This is a genomic window from Rubrivivax gelatinosus, assembly GCF_016583785.1.
GTDB classification, from domain to species: Bacteria; Pseudomonadota; Gammaproteobacteria; order Burkholderiales; family Burkholderiaceae_C; genus Rubrivivax; species Rubrivivax gelatinosus_B.
The window spans coordinates 1-15,205 of sequence record NZ_NRRU01000015.1 but is presented as its reverse complement, the minus strand read 5'-3'; the positions used below and the strand labels follow the sequence as shown (position 1 = coordinate 15,205).

14 protein-coding genes and 1 pseudogene are annotated in these 15,205 nt (G+C 70.9%); 3 read left to right on the top strand and 12 right to left on the bottom strand.

Annotated elements, in window-relative coordinates; all coding sequences use genetic code 11:
- Nucleotides 1-5: 5 nt before the first annotated feature.
- The gene (locus CKO43_RS05795; protein WP_200378121.1) at nt 6-998 is read left to right on the top strand and encodes a serine/threonine protein kinase; all 993 of its coding nucleotides are present in this window, start codon (nt 6-8) and stop codon (nt 996-998) included.
- 43 nt (nt 999-1,041) lie between these two features.
- Here CKO43_RS05795 and htpG read toward each other — a convergent pair whose 3' ends face one another.
- From htpG to CKO43_RS05765, 6 genes are all read right to left on the bottom strand, one after another.
- Nucleotides 1,042-2,910 (bottom strand): molecular chaperone HtpG, encoded by a 1,869-nt coding sequence (gene htpG / locus CKO43_RS05790; protein ID WP_200378120.1) that lies wholly within the window; start codon nt 2,908-2,910, stop codon nt 1,042-1,044.
- A gap of 132 nt (nt 2,911-3,042) precedes the next feature.
- Nucleotides 3,043-3,747: an alpha/beta fold hydrolase gene (locus CKO43_RS05785; protein ID WP_200228335.1), complete on the bottom strand. Its 705-nt coding sequence runs from the start codon at nt 3,745-3,747 to the stop codon at nt 3,043-3,045.
- An 87-nt stretch (nt 3,748-3,834) separates the two neighbouring features.
- Complete coding sequence (locus tag CKO43_RS05780; RefSeq protein ID WP_200378119.1) at nt 3,835-4,818, bottom strand: hypothetical protein; 984 nt, start codon at nt 4,816-4,818, stop codon at nt 3,835-3,837.
- 73 nt (nt 4,819-4,891) lie between these two features.
- Nucleotides 4,892-5,110, bottom strand: a complete 219-nt coding sequence (locus CKO43_RS05775) for a (2Fe-2S)-binding protein (RefSeq protein WP_200228333.1) — start codon at nt 5,108-5,110, stop codon at nt 4,892-4,894.
- A 99-nt stretch (nt 5,111-5,209) separates the two neighbouring features.
- A complete protein-coding gene (gene bfr, locus CKO43_RS05770) occupies nt 5,210-5,686 on the bottom strand; it encodes a bacterioferritin (protein ID WP_200228332.1) in 477 nt (158 codons plus the stop codon).
- A 66-nt stretch (nt 5,687-5,752) separates the two neighbouring features.
- Nucleotides 5,753-6,352, bottom strand: a complete 600-nt coding sequence (locus tag CKO43_RS05765) for a LysE/ArgO family amino acid transporter (protein WP_200378118.1) — start codon at nt 6,350-6,352, stop codon at nt 5,753-5,755.
- 73 nt (nt 6,353-6,425) lie between these two features.
- On the opposite strand from CKO43_RS05765, the gene CKO43_RS05760 reads away from it, so the two are divergent.
- Nucleotides 6,426-7,319: a LysR family transcriptional regulator ArgP gene (locus CKO43_RS05760; RefSeq protein ID WP_200378117.1), complete on the top strand. Its 894-nt coding sequence runs from the start codon at nt 6,426-6,428 to the stop codon at nt 7,317-7,319.
- A gap of 123 nt (nt 7,320-7,442) precedes the next feature.
- The gene (locus tag CKO43_RS05755) at nt 7,443-10,067 is read left to right on the top strand and encodes a GNAT family N-acetyltransferase (protein WP_200378116.1); all 2,625 of its coding nucleotides are present in this window, start codon (nt 7,443-7,445) and stop codon (nt 10,065-10,067) included.
- Here the strand turns inward: CKO43_RS05755 and CKO43_RS05750 are convergent.
- From CKO43_RS05750 to CKO43_RS05725, 6 genes and pseudogenes are all read right to left on the bottom strand, one after another.
- Nucleotides 10,042-10,965: an alpha/beta fold hydrolase gene (locus tag CKO43_RS05750; RefSeq protein WP_200228329.1), complete on the bottom strand. Its 924-nt coding sequence runs from the start codon at nt 10,963-10,965 to the stop codon at nt 10,042-10,044. The genes CKO43_RS05755 and CKO43_RS05750 overlap by 26 nt on opposite strands.
- Entirely contained in the window at nt 10,962-12,176 is a 1,215-nt protein-coding gene (locus CKO43_RS05745) for a 6-phosphofructokinase (protein ID WP_200228328.1), read from the bottom strand. The genes CKO43_RS05750 and CKO43_RS05745 overlap by 4 nt, the downstream gene beginning before the upstream one ends.
- Before the next feature lie 100 nt (nt 12,177-12,276).
- Nucleotides 12,277-12,798, bottom strand: a complete 522-nt coding sequence (locus tag CKO43_RS05740; RefSeq protein ID WP_200378115.1) for a hemerythrin domain-containing protein — start codon at nt 12,796-12,798, stop codon at nt 12,277-12,279.
- 14 nt (nt 12,799-12,812) lie between these two features.
- Nucleotides 12,813-13,220 carry a SirB2 family protein gene (locus CKO43_RS05735; RefSeq protein WP_200228326.1) on the bottom strand — a complete coding sequence of 136 codons (408 nt, stop codon included), beginning with the start codon at nt 13,218-13,220 and terminating at the stop codon, nt 12,813-12,815.
- Nucleotides 13,221-13,265: 45 nt separating this feature from the next.
- On the bottom strand, nt 13,266-14,501 hold the full coding sequence (locus CKO43_RS05730; RefSeq protein ID WP_200228325.1) for an NAD(P)H-dependent flavin oxidoreductase: 1,236 nt from the start codon (nt 14,499-14,501) through the stop codon (nt 13,266-13,268).
- Between the two features lie 166 nt (nt 14,502-14,667).
- Nucleotides 14,668-15,205, bottom strand: a pseudogene (locus CKO43_RS05725) (hypothetical protein); the annotation flags it as partial.

Sequence of the window (15,205 nt, the reverse complement as noted above, 5' to 3'; positions counted from 1 at the left end):
GCCCGATGGCCATTTCCGGCTACGCCGACCTGACACCACAGCAGGTTCTCGACGCGCTCGACGCCGTCGCGCTGCGCGGGGACGGGCGCATCCTGCAGCTCAACTCCTACGAGAACCGGGTCTTCCAGCTCTTCCTCGAGGACGGCAGCGCGGTCGTCGCCAAGTTCTACCGCCCCGGCCGCTGGAGCGACGCGCAGATCCTGGAGGAACACGAGTTCGCGCTCGAACTCGCCGCCGCCGAGGTGCCGGTGGTGCCGCCGCTGGTGCTCGAGTCGGCCGAGGCCGGCGTGCGCCTGGCGGGCGTGCCGCCGACGCTGGCTCTCGGCGGCGCCCATCGCTGGGCGGTCGCAGCGCGCTGCGCCGGGCGCGAGCCCGAGCTCGACGACCCCGAGACGCTGCGCCGCATCGGCCGCTTCATCGGCCGGCTGCACGCCGTCGGCCGGCGCCGGCCGTTCGTGCACCGCCACCATCTCGATCCCCGGGCCGACGGCCGGCGCGCGCTGGCGCTGCTGCTCGACGGCGGCTTCGTGCCCGGCGACCAGCTGCCGGCCTGGCAGTCGACCTGCGAGCAGGCGCTGACTGCCGTCGAGTCCGCGTTCGCCGCCGCCGCGCCGCTGGCCACGCTGCGCCTGCACGGCGACTGCCATCCCGGCAACGTGCTGTCGCGCGACGGCGCGCTGCACGCCGTCGACCTCGACGACGCGATGCAGGGCCCGGCGGTGCAGGACCTGTGGATGCTGGTGTCGGGCGAGCGCTCGACGATGGCGCGCCAGCTCGACACGCTGCTGGCAGGCTACGAGGAGTTCAGCGACTTCGACGACCGCGAACGCGTGCTGATCGAGCCGCTGCGCACGCTGCGCATGGTGCGCCACGCCGCCTGGCTCGCCGAGCGCTGGACGGACCCGAGCTTCCCGCTGAACTTCCCGTACTTCGGGACCTCGGCCTACTGGTCGCAGCAGACGACGCAGCTGCGCGAGCAGCTCGAGGCGATGGAATGAACCGCAGTCCGCGGCCTCGTGGGCCGCGGACTGCCGCAGGGCATCAGCCGACGAGCATGCGGTTGATGCGCTGCACGTAGGCCGCCGGGTCTTCCAGCTGGCCACCTTCGGCCAGCAGCGCCTGGTCGAACAGGATCTGCGCCAGGTCGTCGAAACGCGCGTCGCCGTCCAGGCGCTTGACCAGCGGGTGCTCGGGGTTGATCTCGAGGATGGGCAGCGACTTCGGCGCGCTCTGGCCCGCCTGCTTCAGCATCCGCGCCAGGTGCGAGCTCATGTCGCCTTCGTCGGCGACGATGCAGGCCGGCGAGTCGACCAGGCGCGTCGTCGTGCGCACGTCCTTGGCGCGGTCCTTCAGCACCTCCTTCAGGCGCTCGAGCACGGGCTTGAGCGCTTCGGCGGTGGCTTCGGCGGCCTTCTTCTCCTCTTCGTCCTGCAGCTGCCCCAGGTCGATGCCGCCCTTGGCCACGCTCTGCAGCGGCTTGCCCTCGAACTCGTAGAGGTGCGAGAGCATCCACTCGTCGACGCGGTCGGTCAGCAGCAGCACCTCCAGGCCCTTCTTGCGGAAGATCTCCAGCTGCGGGCTGCTCTTGGCCGCGGCCAGGGTGTCGGCGGTGATGTAGTAGATCGCCTCCTGGCCTTCCTTCATGCGCGCGACGTAGTCGGCGAAGCCGACGCCAGCCTCGGCCTGGGTCGACGCGAAACGCAGCAGCTTGGCGATGCGCTCCTGGTTGACGTTGTCTTCGCCTATGCCTTCCTTCAGCACGGCGCCGAACTGGGCCCAGAACTCGGCGTACTTGTCCTTCTGGTTCTCGGCCACGTCTTCCAGCATCGCCAGCACGCGCTTGGTGCTGCCTTCGCGGATCGCCTTCACGTCGCGGCTTTCCTGCAGCAGCTCGCGGCTGACGTTCAGCGGCAGGTCGGCCGAGTCGATCACGCCCTTGACGAAGCGCAGGTACACCGGCATCAGCGCCTCGGCGTCCTCCATGATGAAGACGCGCTTGACGTAGAGCTTGACGCCACCGCGCTTGTCGCGGTTCCACAGGTCGAACGGCGCCTTGGCCGGCACGTACAGCAGCTGCGTGTACTCGGTGCGGCCTTCGACGCGGTTGTGGGTGTAGGCCAGCGGCGGCTCGCTGTCGTAGGAGATCTGCTTGTAGAACTCCTGGTACTGCGCGTCGGTGAGCTCGCTCTTGGAGCGCGTCCACAGCGCCGCGGCCTTGTTCACCGGCTCCCACTCGTCGGTCGCGACCTGTTCCTTTTTCTCGTCGTCCCAGCGCTGCTGGGGCATCAGCACCGGCAGCGAGATGTGGTCGCTGTACTTGCCGATGATGCTGCGCAGCTTCCAGGCGGTGAGGAACTCGTCCTCGCCGTCGCGCAGGTGCAGGATGACGTCGGTGCCGCGTTCGGCGCGGGTGATGTTCTCGACCTCGAACTCGCCGGTGCCTTCGCTGGACCAGCGCACGCCCTGCTCGGGCGGCAGCCCGGCGCGGCGGCTCTCGACGCTGATGCGGTCGGCGACGATGAAGCCCGAGTAGAAGCCGACGCCGAACTGGCCGATCAGGTTCGCGTCCTTCTTCTGCTCGCCTTCGAGCGCGGCCATGAACTCGCGCGTGCCGCTCTTGGCGATCGTGCCCAGGTGCTGCACCGCCTCGTCGGCGCTCATGCCGATGCCGTTGTCGCGGATCGTGATCGTCTTGTTGGCGGCGTCGAAGCTGACGCGGATCTCGAGGTCGGGGTCGTCCTCGTAGAGCTCGGCCTTGTCCAGCGCCTCGAAACGCAGCTTGTCGCAGGCGTCGGACGCGTTGGAGACGAGCTCGCGCAGGAAGATCTCCTTGTTCGAGTACAGCGAGTGCGTCACGAGGTGCAGGATCTGCTTGACCTCGGCCTGGAACGACAGGGTTTGCTTGTCCATGGATGTAGCGGCGACGAAAAAATGTGAGGCCCGTCGGGTGCGGGCACGGCGAGCACAGTGGGGGCGGACTGCACGCCCTTCAAGAGGGCCGGCATTGTCGCCCGCCCGTTGCGGGGGGCGGGACGACCCGGATCAGGCCGCGAGCCAGGCGCCGAGCGCGGCGTTCACCGCCGCCGGCGACTCCAGCGTCGCCATGTGGCCGCAGCGGCCGATGACGACGTGCGAGGCGTCGGCGATGCGCTTGCGCATCTCGGCGTGGCCGTCGGGCGGTGTCAGGCGGTCGTCGCTGCCGGTCAGCAGCAGCGTCGTGCAGCCGATCTCGGGCAGCAGCGCGCTGTAGTCAGGCCGCTCCAGCAAGGCCTGGATCTGGGCCTCGAACAGCTCGGGCGTGCGGCGCGCGAACATCTCGACGACGGTGTCGACCACCGGCCCCGGGCGCCGGCTCTCGTGCACCGTGCCCAGCACCCATTCGTGCGCCATCGCGCGCATGCCGTCGCGCCGGGCGATGTCGAGGAAGCGCATGCGGCCGGTGCGTTCCTGCTCGCCGGCCGCGCCTTCGGGCAGCGCCTGGCAGCCGGTGTTGAGCAGCGCCAGGCGCTGCACACGCTCGGGAGCGCGGCGGCAGATCTCGAAGGCGACGCGCCCGCCCATCGAATGGCCGGCGACGGCCAGCGCTCCGGGCGGGGCGGCGGCGAGCGCCGCCTCGGCCATCGCGCCGATGGAGCGGGCGTCCCCGTATTCGGCCACGGTGCACACGGCCGGCAGCGCCGCGATCTGCGGCGCCCAGACCTCGGCATCACACAACAGGCCCGGCAGCAACAGCAGCTTGGTCGTCATCGCGTGGTTCTCCGTGCGAAGGTGCTGCCATTCTGGCGCGGGCCGCGGGGGCCGGGGCGCGCATCACCCCGCCCCGGTTGCCACAGCTCAGCCGAGCTGCGCCTTGAGCTGGTCGCGCGTGACCGTCCAGGTGCGGTCGATGCTGCCGTCCTTGCCCAGATCCAGCGTCAGCGTCACGCTGCCGTCGGCCCAGGTGGCCGTCAGCTCGTCGTTGGTCGTCGTCGCGACGAAACGGCCGGCGGCAACATAACCATCGCTGCCGATGGTCAGTGCACCGTCGCTTTCGATCTCGATCTGGGCGTCCGGGCGGCGCGGCGTGTCGGACTGGAGCGTCAGCTGGCCGTCGTGCGTGCGGCCGGTGAGGGCACCGCCGGCATCGTAGGTCTTGACCACGGTCCAGTCGTAGGAGTTCAGCCGGTAGTTCGACTCGCGCCCGCCGATGCTGGCGACCAGCACCACCGCCTCGCCGCTCAGTTCGCGCTCGCGACGGCTGCCGCCGCCGTCCAGCGCCGTCGTCTGGCGTTGCACGCGCACGCCGCCGCCGACGGTGAAGCTGCCGGCCGGTTTGCTGACCTTCAGGCCGCTGACCAGCAACGCCAGGTCGCTGGAGCTGTCGTCGCGTGCGGTCACGGTCAGCTGCAGCGAGCCGTCCAGCGTCGTCGTGCCGTCGGCACCGATGCAGGCGGCGTAGTCGACGTCGACCACTTCGCCCGCGTCCAGCCTGCCGTTGCCTTCATTGCCGGCATCGGCGCCGACCACCGTCCAGCTGACCGTGCCGCCGCCGGCGCAGGCCATGCTGCCGTCGACCGACTGCGCACGGACCTGGCCGCTGCCCAAGGCGCCGGCTGCCAGGCCGGCCTCCAGGGTCTCGACCGCGAGGTCGACGCCGTCGGCGGCGACGACCGGCATCGCAGCCGAGTCGGCGACGTAACCCTCGGCGACTTCGGAGGACAGCGCGCCGGCGTTGTCGTCATCGTCGTCGCCGCCACTGCCGCCGCAGGCCGCCACAAAACAAACGGCCGCCAAAGTGGCAGCCGTCAGCTGGAATCGCGACTTGTTCTTCGTTTGCATCGTGTCTCCTGGTGGGGACGGCACTTTCGGCCGTGATACAGGAGAGGAGGCAAACGGCGCGCCCGCCGCGCGTTCAGGCGCTCTGGGCGCTGGCTGCAGCCACCGACTGGCAGCAGTTGCCGGCGTGGCGGTCGACCGCGGCGTCGAAAACCTCGCGCGCGCAGTCGTGGCAGCAGCCGCAGGAGGACGCGACCCCCAGATCGTCCTGCAGCACGTCGAAACAACGTGTGCCCGCCTGGACCGCGGCGGCGATGTCGCGGTCGGAGACGCGGTGGCAGAGGCAGACGATCATGGGCGCAGCTCCGTTCGGAATGCACCCATCCTAAGTCAAATGCGAATCCTTCTCAATACTAGAGAAGGAGGCAGGGGATAGAGCGGCCCCGCCCGCCGATCAGGACGGCTCGCCCATCTGCGACTGCAGATAGTTCGGCTCGCCGAGCTTGCCCACCAGCTCGAGCTGGGTCTCGAGGTGGTCGATGTGCTCCTCGGTGTCCTCGAGGATGTCGTCGAGCAGTTCGCGGCTGACGTAGTCGCGCACCGACTCGCAGTGGGCGATGGCTTCCTTCAGCAGCGCCTGCGAGCCCAGCTCGAGCTTCAGGTCGCACTCCAGCACCTCGACGACGGTTTCGCCGATCAGCAGCTTGCCCAGGTCCTGCAGGTTGGGCAGGCCTTCGATGACGAGGATGCGGTCGACGATCTTGTCGGCGTGTTTCATCTCCTCGATCGATTCCTGGTACTCGTGCTTGGCCATGCGCGCGAAGCCCCAGTTCTTCAACATGCGGTAGTGCAGGAAGTACTGGTTGATCGCGGTGAGCTCGTTCTTGAGCTGGCGGTTGAGGTAGTCGAGAACGACAGCGTCGCCTTTCATGGCCGATCCTCCTTCGGGTGGGTGCGGCGCATTGTGCGGGGAACGCGGATTTCGTGTGCGGACAGCTCAGAACACGAGCGCCGCGGCCAGCACCAGCATCGTCGCGCCGATCAGCAGGTCCAGCACCTGCCAGGCGCGCGGCCGCGCGAACAGCGGCGCCAGCAGGCGCGCGCCGTAGCCCAGCGCGCCGAACCACAGCAGGCTGGCCGAGGCAGCGCCCCAGACGAAGACCGGCCGCGCCGCGGCCGCCTGCTGTGCGCCGACCGCGCCGACCAGCACCACGGTGTCGAGGTAGACGTGCGGATTGAGCAGCGTGAATGCGGCCGCCTGCGCCAGCGCCTGGCGCCGCGTCAGGCCGCAGTCGGCCCCGGCGGCCAGCGCCCCGGGACGGCGCGCGCGCCACAGCGCCTTCAGCCCGTAGACCGCCAGGAAGGCGGCCCCGCCCCAGGTCAGCGCCGCAGCGAGCGCCGGCGCCGCGCCGATCAGCCGGCCCAGGCCGCCGACGCCAGCGCTCATCAGCAGCGCATCCGAGGCGGCGCAGAACAGCACGATGGTGCCGACGTGTTCACGCCGCAGCCCCTGGCGCAGCACGAAGGCGTTCTGGGCGCCGATCGCGACGATCAGCGCCAGCCCGAGCGAAAAACCGGTGATCCAGGACGAGCTCATGGGCGCCAGCATGGCGCGAAATCGCCAAAGCCATGCTTAGACTTGCTGCACCGGATTAAGCAACGCTTCATTGATGCTGGACTACGCCCTGATCGAAGCCGTCGCCGCCGTCGTGCGCGAAGGCAGTTTCGAACGTGCCGCGCGCACGCTGCACGTCAGCGCCTCGGCGGTGTCGCAGCGTGTGCGCCTGCTCGAGGAGCGCCTGGGCCAGGTGCTGGTGGTGCGCGGCCAGCCTTGCGAAGCCACCGCGGCCGGCCGCCTGCTGTGCCGCCACGCCGAGCAGGTGGCCTTGCTCGAAGGCGGGCTGCGGCGCGAACTGCCGGCGCTGGGTGCGGCCGGCGACTGGGCGACGCTGCCGGTGGCGGTCAACGCCGACAGCCTGGCGACCTGGTTCGTCGCCGCCGCGGCCGCCTTCGCTCAGGACGAGCCCGGTGTGCTGCTGGACCTGAGCGTCGACGACCAGGACCACACCGCCGAACGCCTGCGCGCCGGCGAGGTGCTGGCCGCCGTCAGCGCCGACGACGAAGCGGCACCCGGCTGCCGCCGCGTACCACTGGGCCAGCTGCGCTACGTCGCCACCGCCAGCCCGGCCTTCGTCGGGCGCCACTTCGCCGCCGGTGTCGACGCCGCGGCACTGGCGCGCACGCCGGCCCTGGTCTTCGACCGCAAGGACAGGCTGCAGCAGCGCTGGGCCGAACGGGTGCTCGGACACGGCGTCGAACTGCCCCGCCACTGGCTGCCGGCCAGCCAGGCTTTCGTCGACGCGACGCTCGCCGGCCTGGGCTGGGGGCTGAACCCCGAGCCGCTGGTGCGGCCGCTGCTGGCCGCCGGCGCCCTCGTCGCGCTGGTGCCCGGCAGCGAGCTGCAGGTGGCGCTGGCCTGGCAGCACGCGCGCATCACGCTGCCCGCGCTGCAGCGCCTGACGGCACGTGTCGTCGAGGCTGCCGGCGCGGTGCTGGAGCCCTGATCGAGCCGCCACGCGGCGCTTGCGCATGATCAATGCGCCGCACGGGCTCGTGCAGGCTTCACACCCGCGCGCGAAGGCGCTGCCCTATGCTCCTCGGGTTCACCCCAGGACGAAAGAACAACCGTGGACCGCCATATCCTCAGCTCGCTCTTCGCACCGCGCTCGATCGTCGTCTTCGCCGGCGATCCGGACAGCGACGAGGCTCCGACGCCGCTGGCACGCACGATGCGCCGCGCGCTGATCGATGGCGGCTACACCGGCCCGATCACCTGGCTCGACATCTCGATGACGGGCACGCTGGCCGACCTGGCGGCCTCGCGCGCCGACCTGGCGCTGATCGCGCTGCCGGCCGAGCAGATCCCGGCGGCGATGGAGATCGTCGGCCGCATCCGGTGCCGCGCCGCGCTCATCGTCTCCAGCGGCCTGCCGCCGCAGACCTGCACCGAACTGCACCAGGTCGCCAAGCGCTACGGCGTGAACCTGCTGGGCCCGAACAGCCTGGGCTTCCAGCGCCCCAGCCTCAAGCTCAACGCCAGCGCGCTCGGGCCGCTGGCGACACCCGGCCCGCTGGGCCTGATCTCGCAGTCGGGCGCGCTGACGGCCTCGATCCTGGACTGGGCGCGGCACAACGGCATCGGCTTTTCCAACGTCATCTCGCTCGGCCCCAACACCGCCGTCGACCTGCCGCAGGCGCTGGACTTCCTGGCCAACGACGGCCAGACGCAGAGCATCCTGGTCTACATGGAGGGCATACGCAACGCGCGCCGCTTCATGAGCGCGCTGCGCGCCGCCGCCTACGCCAAGCCGGTGGTGGTGATGAAGTCCGGGCGCAAGCCCTCGGGCTCGAACGCCGCGCTGACGCACTCGGCGGCCATCGTCGGCGCCGACGACGTCTTCGACGCCGCGCTGCGCCGCGCCGGCGTCGTGCGCGTGCGCGCCTTCGTGCAGCTGTTCTCGGCCGCCAAGTGCCTGGCCTCACGCTTCCGCCCGGTCGGGCGGCGGCTGTCCATCATCACCAACGGCGGTGGCCCCGGCGTGCTCGCCGCCGACTGGGCCGACGAGATCGGACTCGAGGTCGCCGGCGTCGCCGACCTGGGCGAAGAAGCCGACGGCACGCGCTACCGCGAAGCGCTGCAGACGGCGATGGGCGACCGCGGCACCGACGGCGTGCTGCTGATCTACTCGCCCAAGGCCGGCGAGGACCCGGCCTCGGTCGCCGAGGCCATCGGTGAAGCGTATTCGCCCGCCGGCAAGCCGGTGCTGTCGTGCTGGATGGGCGACTCGGTCGTGCGCCCGGCGCGCGAGTACCTGGGCACACGCTCGATCCCGACCTTCCGCACCCCGGAAGCCGCGGTCGACGCCTTCCACAGCATCGCCAGCTTCTACCGCAACCAGCAGCTGCTGCAGCAGACGCCGGCGCCGCTGTCGCACCTGGCCGAGCCCGACACCGAAGGCGCACGCCTGCTGATCGAGGGTGTGCTGACCGAACGCCGGCGCGTGCTGACCGAGATGGAGAGCAAGGCGCTGCTGGCGGCCTTCCACATCCCGGTGACGCGCACGATGCTGGCGCGCACCGCCAACGAGGCGATGCTGATCGCCAGCCAGCTGGGCTACCCGGTGGCGCTGAAGATCGACTCGCCCGACATCTCGCACAAGAGCGACGTCAAGGGCGTGGTGCTCGACGTGCACAGCGCCGCGCAGGTGCGCGACCGCTTCAACGACATGATGGACAACATCCGCCGCGCGCTGCCGGCGGCGCGCATCAACGGCATCACGGTGCAGCCGATGGCCGGGCGCAACTCGCGCGGCAAGACGCGCGAGGTCTACGTCGGCCTCACCACCGACGACCCCTTCGGCCCGGTGATCACCTTCGGCGCCGGCGGCACGATGATCGAGCTGATCGCCGACCGCGCGATGGAGCTGCCGCCGCTGAACCAGTTCCTGGCGCACCGGCTGATCGAACGCTCGCGCGTCGCCGAGTCGCTGGGCGAATGGCGCGGCGCGCTGCCGGCGGACATCCAGGCGCTCGAACAGGTGCTGCTGCGCGTCTCGGAAATGGTCTGCGAGCTGCCGCAGCTGCGCGAGATGGACATCAACCCGATCATCGTCGACGAAAACGGCGCGGTCGCGGTCGACGCGCGCATCGTCATCGACCACTCGGCGGCGGCGCCGCACAGCTACAACCACCTGGCGATCCTGCCCTACCCCTCGAGCCAGGAACGCGAGTGGCCGATGAAGGGCGGCGGCCTGTACACGATCCGCCCGATCCGCCCCGACGACGCCGACATGCTGCAGTCCTTCGTGCGCGGGCTGTCCGACGAGAGCCGCTACTTCCGCTTCGCCAGCACCATGCCCGAGCTGCCGGCGCGCATGCTGGCGCGCTACACGCTGATCGACTACGACCGCGAAATGGCGCTGGTGGCGGTGCTGCGCGAGCGCCACGTCGGCGAGGACGGCAGCTTCCAGGAGAGCGACCGCATCATCGGCGTCTCGCGCTACATCACCAACCCCGACCAGACGACCTGCGAGTTCTCGCTCGCGGTGTCCGACGAGTTCAAGGGCCAGGGCCTGGGTTCGCGGCTGATGCTGTCGATCATCGACTTCGCGCGCGCCAAGGGGCTGGCCGAGATCGAGGGCCTGATCCTGGCGAACAACGGCAACATGCTGCGCCTGATGCGCAGCCTCGGGTTCTCGATCTCGCCCTTCCCCGAGGACCCCGACTTCAAGCTGGCGGCGCGTAGCCTCTAGTCAGGAAGCGGTCGCAGACGGCGAAGAACTCGCGCGGGCGCTCGTAGTAGGGCAGCGCCCCGGTCTGGAAGACGTTGAAGCGCCAGTTCGGCTTCTTCTCGACTTCGCTCTTGGCGCGGTAGTCGGTGAAGTCGCCGCGCACGCCGTGGCACATCCACACCGGCTGGCGCAGCTTGTCGTAGACGTCGAGGATGTCGGCGCTGAACAGCCCGCCCGACAGGAAGGCCAGCGGCGCGTGCCGCGCGCCCGGCGCACGCGCGGTCTCCACCGCGTAGGCCCAGGCCTGCTCGTCGATCTGGCGCCCGCCCCAGGTCTTCTCGAGGAAGTAGCGCACGACCTTGGGCCGCGTCAGGTTGTCGAACAGGAACGGCGCCCACAGCGGCACCGACAGCACCGCGTGCAGCCCGGGAATCGCGCGCGTGCTGCCGGGCGCACCGCGCAGCGGGCGGGCGCCGCGGAATCCGGTCGGGCTGACCAGCGCCAGCCGGCCCCAGTTGCGCGGGCGTTCGCAGGCCGCGCGCGCCAGGAACTCGCAGCCCAGCGACAGCGCCATCGCGTCCAGCGGCGCGGCGCCGCAGCGCTGGCGGATCTGCGACGCCGCCTCGTGCAGCGCGTCGGTCATCAGCCGCGGCGTGTAGGCGCGATCGGAGCGATCGGACAGGCCGAAACCGGGCAGGTCGAGCGCGAACACCGTGCGCCGCTGGGCGTAGTGTTCGTAGGCCGGGCGCATCTCGGCGGCCGAGGCGGCGGCGTTGACGCTGTGCACCAGCAGCAGCGGCGCGCCTTCGCCCATCGTGTAGCAGACGAGGCCACCCGGCAGCGCCAGGCGTTCGCCGGGCAGCGCCGGCCCGAGCGGCTGGCCCTGACGGGCCAGGGCGGGGTCGAGCGCCGCGTTCATTTGTGCAGCACCTTGGGCACCGGCGCGCGGCGCAGGCGGAAGGCGTCGGGCATGCGCGAACCCAGCAGCGGCCGCAAATACATGCGGAAGGCGTCGGTGACGTCGGTGCCTTCGGGGGTGATGAACTCGTCGTCCATCGTGCGCGTCTTGCCGGCCACCGTCGCCAGCGGCAGGAGTTCGTAGTCGACCGAGTAGAAGCCGGTGCGCTTGATCGCGACCGAGCCGTCGCTCTTGCCCCACATCGCGAACTGCACCGCCTTCTCGCCGACCTCGCGCGCCTCGCGCTGGTCGACGTCGCTGACGCAGCCGATGAAGCTGCGCTGCAGGTAGCCGAAGGTGTCGCCGCGCACGCGCTTGATGCCCAGCCGGGACTTGATCGTGTCGCACAGCAGGTCGGCGAGCGCGCCGTTGCCCGAGAGCTGCACGTTGCCGTGGGCGTCGTGTTCGACGCTCTTGGCCAGCTGCACGACGATGGGCTGGCCCGAGGCGTCGTGTATGCCTTCGCTGACGGCGATGACGCAGCGCCCGTGGCGCTCGTACATGGTCTTCACGTCGGCGAGGAAACGCTCGATGTCGAAGACACGCTCGGGCACGTAGATCAGGTGCGGGCCGTCGTCGGGGAACTTCTTGCCCAGGGCGCTGGCGGCGGTCAGGAAACCGGCGTGGCGGCCCATCACGACGCCAACGTAGACGCCCGGCAACGCGGCGTTGTCGAGGTTGGCACCGGCAAAGGCCTGGGCGACGAAACGCGCCGCGCTCGGGAAACCCGGCGTGTGGTCGCTGCCGACGAGGTCGTTGTCTATCGTCTTCGGAATGTGGATGACACGCAGCGGGTAGCCGGCCTTGATCGCCTGCTCGCTGACGATGCGCACCGTATCCGACGAGTCGTTGCCGCCGATGTAGAAGAAGTGCGCGATCTCGTGCGCCTGCAGGACCTTGAAGATCTCCTGGCAGTACTTCAGGTCGGGCTTGTCGCGCGTCGAGCCCAGCGCCGACGACGGCGTGTTGGCCACCTGCTCGAGGTTGTGGCTGGTCTCCTGCGTCAGGTCGACGAAGTCCTCGTCGACGATGCCGCGCACGCCGTGGCGCGCGCCGTAGACCAGGCGCACGTCGCGAAACCGCCGCGCCTCCAGCACCACACCCACCAGCGATTGATTGATCACGGCGGTAGGACCACCACCCTGCGCGACGAGGATTTTCCCGGACGTCATGCGCTGTCACCTCCTGCAGGCATTGTGCGCCCGCAGCTGGGGCACGGCACCCCCGTCAGGTCAGAAACGCACGCCCTAGGAACGAGGCGTTGCGGGCCGCTCAGCGCAGCCCGCGCCGGTGCGCCATCTCCTCGGCCATGCGGCCCAGGCAGCGATCGTCGATCGCGGCGGCGGCGGCCGGGTAGGCCTGCTCGTCCTCGTCGACGATGTGGCGCCGGTAGGACACGACGAAGGCTTCCCACAGCGGCGCCGCGGCGCTGTCCCAGGCGCCGTCGACGATGGCGGCGAGCGTCGGCCGCAGGCGTGCCCACTGCGCGGCCATCTCACCGTGTTCGGCCTGCAGCCGGTCGGCCAGCGCCGCCTGGCCCTGCTCGCGCAACGCCGGGAAGACGTGGCGCTCCTCGTCCTCGTGGTGTTTGGGCGCGGCGAGGTCGAAGTAGCGCATCACGTCGCGCGCAGCGTGCCGCGCCTGCTCGTCGACCACATCCAGGCGGTCCAGGTGCAGGCGCAGCCGCTCCAGCAGCGACAGCGTGCGTTCGACCCGGTCGTGGCAGGCCTCTAGCATCTCGAACGGCGCCTCGAAACCCACCGAAGGCCCTTCGTGCAGCAGGATCGTCGCCATCGAATGCTCCGTCGTCAGCCCGCCCAGGCGGCGAACAGGCCGCGAGCATCGTGCGCGCGCGCCACCGAGACCATGAAGAGGAAAACCGCCAGCGCCGCCACGTAGGCCGCCGCGCGCGCGGCCGGCGTTCGCCCGCGCTTGAGCGCGAGCGAGCCGAGCACGACGTAGACGACGAGCAGCGCCAGCTTGGTGCCGAGCCAGCCGTCGCGCAGCGGCTGCAGCGCCAGCAGCGTCCACAGCGTGGCGCCGGCGGTCAGCAGCAGGGTGTCGATCAGATAGCTGGCGACGCGCAGCGGCCTCGCCATCGCCCAGCGCTGCCCGGCCAGCACCGCCGCGCCACGGACCGCGAACAGGCCGCCGCTGGCGGCGACGAGCGCGACGTGCGCCAGCTTGATCTCGGCGTAGGCGGCGGCCAGGGACATCGCTCGATGCTGCCGGCGGCGCGCGGGCCGCCGGCGACAGGGTCTTCAGGCCGCGGCGTAGGCGTCGGCGTGAACCGGCGTCAGCAGCTTCTCGAGCAGCTCGCGCACCTGGACGATGCGGGTGCCGAAGGGCATCTGGCCGACGCCGCGGAAGAACAGCCCCTTCTTCAGGTCGCCCCGCACCGCGGCGGCGAGCTGGGTGTCGATGCAGAACTGGCCCCAGCCCTTGAAGCCGTCGCGCAGCCCGCACTGGGCCAGGCAGTCGAAGGTGACGACGCAGCGCGGCTTCTTGTGCGCGATCTCCTGCAGCTTGGGTTCGGCCTGCAGGTAGTTCTTCAGCCACTGGGTCTTGACCGCACGCGCCGGCAGGCCGGCGACGCTGGTGAACTCGACCAGGTCTTCGTCGCGCGCCTCGGCCAGCACCTTCTTGAAGCCGATGTCGGCGTCGCACTCTTCGGTGGCGACGAAGGGCGTGCCCAGCTGCACCGCGGCGGCGCCCAGGTTCTGCAGGCGCGCGATGTCCTCGTGCGTGCGGATGCCGCCAGCGGCGATCACCGGCACGTCTTCCATGCCGGCGCTGCGCAGGAACTCGCGCGTCGCCGGGATCACGTTCTCGAACTCGAAGCGCGGGTCGTTCAGGTCCTCGACACGCGCCGCGCCCAGGTGGCCGGCGGCCAGCCGCGGGTGCTCGATGACGATGGCGTCGGGGCGGCGCTGCTTGCGCTCCCACTTCTTGACGATCAGCTGCACGCCGCGGGCGTCGGACAGGATCGGGATCAGCGCGGTCTTGGGGTGTTCCTTGGCCAGGTCCGGCAGGTCCAGCGGCAGGCCGGCACCGACGACGACCGCGTCGATGCCCGAGCGCAGCGCGCGCACGACCGAGGGCGCGTACTCGCCGACGGCGCGCATGACGTTGATCGCCAGCAGGCCGCGGCCCTGGGAGATCTCGCGCGCGGCGCGGATCTCGCGGTCGATGGCCTCGAGGTTGGCGTCGTTGATCGCCTTCTTGTCGGCCTCGCCGTTCAAGCCCTTGTGACAGTGCTGGGTGCGCTCCATCAGGTCGGGGTGACGGCGGCGCAGGTCGACCGAGGAGATCGTGCCGACGGCCCCGAGCGAGGCCACGCTGCCGGCCAGGCGGTGCGCCGAGATGCCGACCCCCATGCCGCCCTGCACGATCGGGAGCAGTTCGCGGCCGGCCAGCTTCAGCGGGCGCAGCACGCTGCGCTCGAGCTTCTCGCGCAGGAGTTCGACCGTCTGGTCGACCGAAGGGGGCTTCAACATCTTGGATTCACTCGCGGTCAGGCACGCCAGACAGGGATTTCCGGCGTGCCGCATTGCATCGTGCCCGACAGGGGGCGGCCTTGACTTCCGTCAGCTTGACAACCCGTAGCGTAACGGATTCGGGTGCGCGGGCGTCTACGCGGGCATGCGGGCGGCTGCGAGCGGCTCAGAACTCGATCAGTTCGACGCGCTGTCCGCGTTCGGTGAGCCGGTCGCGCAGGCGCTCGGCCTCGGCGCGCTGCAGCATCGGCCAGCAGACCGAGCGCCAGTTGTCGCCCGCCGGCATCACGTCCACGCGCGGGCAGCGCGGCGCACCGGGCAGCGCGGCGAGCGCTGCGTCCAGATCGCGCCCGAGCAGCCGTGACTCGGCCTGCGTGCGCACCGCGCGCGTCGCCAGCGCGTAGGCGATCTTGTAGCGGTCGACTCGGCGCGCGGCCGAGGCCGCGCGTGCGGCCTCGCCGGCCTGGCGCGCCGCCAGGCGCTGCGCGTCGTCGAGCAGGAAGGCGGGCGGCTCGTGCACGCGCCGGCCACTGGCATCGGTTTGCACCGGGCGGATCACCGGCGCGGCCGGTGCGGCGACCGGCGGCAACCCCGGTGGCGGCTGCAGCCGGCGGCGGTCGGGCGCGGAAGCTGGCTTCGGCGCCGCTGGAGGCGGCGCGGCAGCGGACGCCGCCGAAGCCGTGCCTGCCGGCACGGCTTCGGCG